Raw genomic sequence first — 3,348 nt, 5'->3', positions numbered from 1 at the left:
GGCTTTGAGATGTCGTGCGTTGGTGCGGCGTTGGGGTTGGGGTGATCGGCATAGTCAGAGGGATGTCAGCCAGGTGAGGATGTCTGATTCGGGCTTATAGGTGCCGGGTTGAACGTCGGGTGGTCGGGTGCGGTCGATGGCGGCTTGCTTGATTGCCATGTCGGCGTGGAGGTAGGCGTCGGTGCTGTGGGTGTCGGCGTGTCCGAGCCAGAGCGCGATCACTGAGACGTCGACACCGGCGGTGAGCAGGTTCATCGCGGCGGTGTGTCGCAGGGTGTGCATCGTGACGTGTTTGGTGGCGAGGCTGGGACAGGTGGTCGTGGCTGTGGCGAGGTGTTTGGCGAGGCGGTGTTCGAGGGCGTCGCGGGACAGGGGTCGTCCGTGCGGGCCGCAGAACAGTGAGGTGCCCGGCCGGGTGGCTCGTTCGGCGAGGTAGGTCGTCATGGTGCTTGCGGTCGTTCGGGTCAAGGGGGTGATGCGTTGACGTCGGCCTTTGCCGGTGCAGGCGACGTAGGGGCCGGTGCCGAGGTGGAGGTCGTGGCGGGTCAGTGAGCAGATCTCGCTGACCCGAAGTCCGGTCTGCACGGTCATGGCCAGCAGGGCGTGGTCGCGTCGGCCGGTCCAGTTGGTCGGGTCCGGTGCGGCGAGCAGTGCGTCGACCTCATCGGCGGTGAGGAACTCGATGACCTTCCTGACGGTGCGCTTGGGTGGGATCGCGAGGACCTGGGTGATCGTGGCAGCGTGCTCGGGATGGTCGGGCAGGGCGCGGGCGAGCACGGAACGGATCGCGGTCAGCCGGGCGTTGCGAGTCCTGGCGCCGTTGCCACGCGCGTCTTCGAGGTGGTCGAGGAACCCGATGACGTTCGCCGCGGTGACGGCGTCGAAGTCAAGCACGTCCGCAGGAATCCCAAGGGTCGCCGTCAGGTGCTTCAGTAGCATTCGCCAGGTGTCGCGGTAGGAAGCGATCGTGTGGGCGGACAGGTCACGCTGGGTGCGGGCGAATGTCGTGAAGTAGGTCTGCAAGCTCGTGGCCAAGGCGTTCTTGCCCAGGGTGTTCATGACGGTTCTCCCTCGGCGACGGGTTCGAGCATGCCGGCGGCGCGGGTCATGAGCTCCCCGGTCGCGGTCAGGTACCAGTAGGTGTGGGCGGCGTCGCTGTGCCCCAGCCAGGTAGCCAGCAGCGACAGCACCCGGTCGGGGTGACCGCCGTGGGTGTAGGCCGCGGTCATGTGCGCGGTGGCGAAGGTGTGCCTCAGGTCGTGCAGGCGGGGACGCGCCCGGCCCCGCGCGGTGAGCCCGGCCGCTTCCCGGACCCGTGCGAACCTGGCTTGAAACGTCACGTAGGCGTAGCCGGTTCCTTTGGATGTCACGAAGACCGGGCCCTCGGGGTCGGGGTGCGTGGCCACCCGGGCGGGCAGATCGATGTACTGCTGCAGAGCGGTCGTCGTCGACGGGTGGATGGGGACGAGCCGCTCGTCAGACTTCGCGGCCTTGACCACCAACACGTCGTTGTCGTGGTCGATGTCGGCGACCCGCAGGTTCAAGGCTTCACCGATCCGCAGCCCCGTGGCCACGAGCAGCCCGATGACAGTGCGCACGGTCGTGGCGACCCGCTCGTCGCGGAACGCAGTGTCGCATGCGGCGAGCAACGCATCGACATCTTCCTGGCTGTAGATGAACGGCACCGCCCGAGGCTTCCTGGCCGGCAGCAAGCCTCTCGGGATGGCCGGGACGTCGACGCCGTTGGCGTTGAGGTAGTTGATGAAGCGGCGCACCAGCGACAACCGGGTCGCCCACCACGACGGGTGCGCGTTCGGATTGAGCCGGGCCCACGTCACGGCCTCGTCGATGGTGAACGTCTGCGTCTGACCTCGGGCCTGGAGCCAAGCGAGGAACAGGCCGACCTGCCGTTCGAGGTCACCCAACTGGAACCCCAGGGCCCGGCGCATCATCAAGTATTCGTCGAGCCGCTCGCGCAGCGTGGGAGCCGTCATCGCGGCACCTGCCCGAACCGGACAACCAGTTCCCGCAGCGATGCGAGGTCGACCTTCGCGTAGGCCATCGTGGTGACCGTGTAGACGTGGCCCAGAAGCTCTTTGGTCTCGGCCAAGGAGCCACCCGACGCCAGCACATCCATAGCAGCGGTGTGCCTGAGCCGGTGCGCGTAGATCGGGTCAATCCCCGCCAGGCCCGAAAGCCGGGCGATGATTCCCGAGATCCCCGAGGTCGTCATCGTCTGGCGAGGCGCGTTCATCCGAACGAACACGGCCCTGTCCAGAGCAGGTGGCCGAAGCCGCATCCGAAGCCGCAGCCACGCCTCCAACGCCTGACCCACGTCGTCAGGGAGCGGGAGGACGTGCTGGCGGCCCTTGCCGGTGACCTTGACCAGACCGCCCGCCCAGTCAATGTCATCGAGCCTCAAACGCGCGGCCTCTCCAGCCCGCAGGCCCAGCCTCACCAGGATCACCACGAGCGCCCGATCCCTGGCCCCGATCGCCGTGACCGGATCGCACGCACCCAGCAGGCCCGCGACCTGGCCGGCGTCCACCCCTCGAGGCAAGGACCGACTCGACCCGGCCGGCTTGAGAATCGCTGCGGCCAGATCCCGGTCGAGGTGGCCGGTGCTCAACGCCCACCGCAGCAGGCACCGGACCGCCGTCACGATGTGCGCACGGGCAACAGCGCCGTATGGGCGGCCCCGCTCGATGACGTAGGCGTTGATCCCCGACGCGTCCAGCCGCGTCCAGTCCAACTCCCCGTCAGCGGCGGCCAGCCCGTCGAGCAGGCCAGCGGCGTAGTGCACACGTGCCACGACGGTCTTCTCGGTAAGACCGCAGTACTCGCGCATCCACGAACTCCACCGCGTCACCGCCACCTGAGCCGGCGTCGATCGGCCACTCTCCACCGCAACTGCGCCCAGATAGCCGCCGGACCTGAGGAACCTGCGCATCGTCCCGAGCGATCTCATCGCGGTGACACACACGACATCCCGCGTTCGCTCCGCGACGACGAACCTGCCGAGAAGTTCCTCACTGATGTCGTCCACTCCGGCGCCGACCACCTGCATCCACACACTGAACCGCTCCAGCAGGTTCACGATCCCGGCCGCAGAGCCCGGCGAGTAGCCCTGCACGGACAACCATTGCGAGCAGTCACCCAGCACCGTCGGTGTCAACGGGCCCACCGGAACCCGCGGAACCCGAACCGGATACGACCGGGCCGTCAACGATCTCTTCGTCACCGACCTCACCTCCAGACACTCCGTGCCTGCAAGCGTGACCACGACTACGCGACTATGCCGACCTTCCAAACCTCAGCAGCGGCAACGACCAGCGTGGACACAGGAAT

3 protein-coding genes are annotated in these 3,348 nt (G+C 67.5%); all 3 read right to left on the bottom strand.

Going from position 1 to position 3,348, the window contains the following annotated elements; genetic code table 11:
- Positions 1–54: 54 nt before the first annotated feature.
- Genes Vau01_RS62775 through Vau01_RS62765 form a run of 3 tightly spaced genes read right to left on the bottom strand, consistent with a single transcriptional unit; the run spans position 55 to position 3,175 of the window.
- Positions 55–1,059: a tyrosine-type recombinase/integrase gene (locus tag Vau01_RS62775; RefSeq protein WP_204015322.1), complete on the bottom strand. Its 1,005-nt coding sequence runs from the start codon at positions 1,057–1,059 to the stop codon at positions 55–57.
- A complete protein-coding gene (locus Vau01_RS62770) occupies positions 1,056–1,994 on the bottom strand; it encodes a tyrosine-type recombinase/integrase (RefSeq protein WP_204015303.1) in 939 nt (312 codons plus the stop codon). The genes Vau01_RS62775 and Vau01_RS62770 overlap by 4 nt, the downstream gene beginning before the upstream one ends.
- Positions 1,991–3,175, bottom strand: a complete 1,185-nt coding sequence (locus Vau01_RS62765) for a tyrosine-type recombinase/integrase (protein ID WP_204015287.1) — start codon at positions 3,173–3,175, stop codon at positions 1,991–1,993. Before Vau01_RS62765 ends, Vau01_RS62770 begins: the two co-directional genes overlap by 4 nt.
- Between the last annotated feature and the right edge of the window lie 173 nt (positions 3,176–3,348).

This window comes from Virgisporangium aurantiacum, from assembly GCF_016863635.1.
GTDB classification, from domain to species: Bacteria; Actinomycetota; Actinomycetes; order Mycobacteriales; family Micromonosporaceae; genus Virgisporangium; species Virgisporangium aurantiacum.
This window is presented reverse-complemented; position numbering and strand designations above follow the sequence as displayed.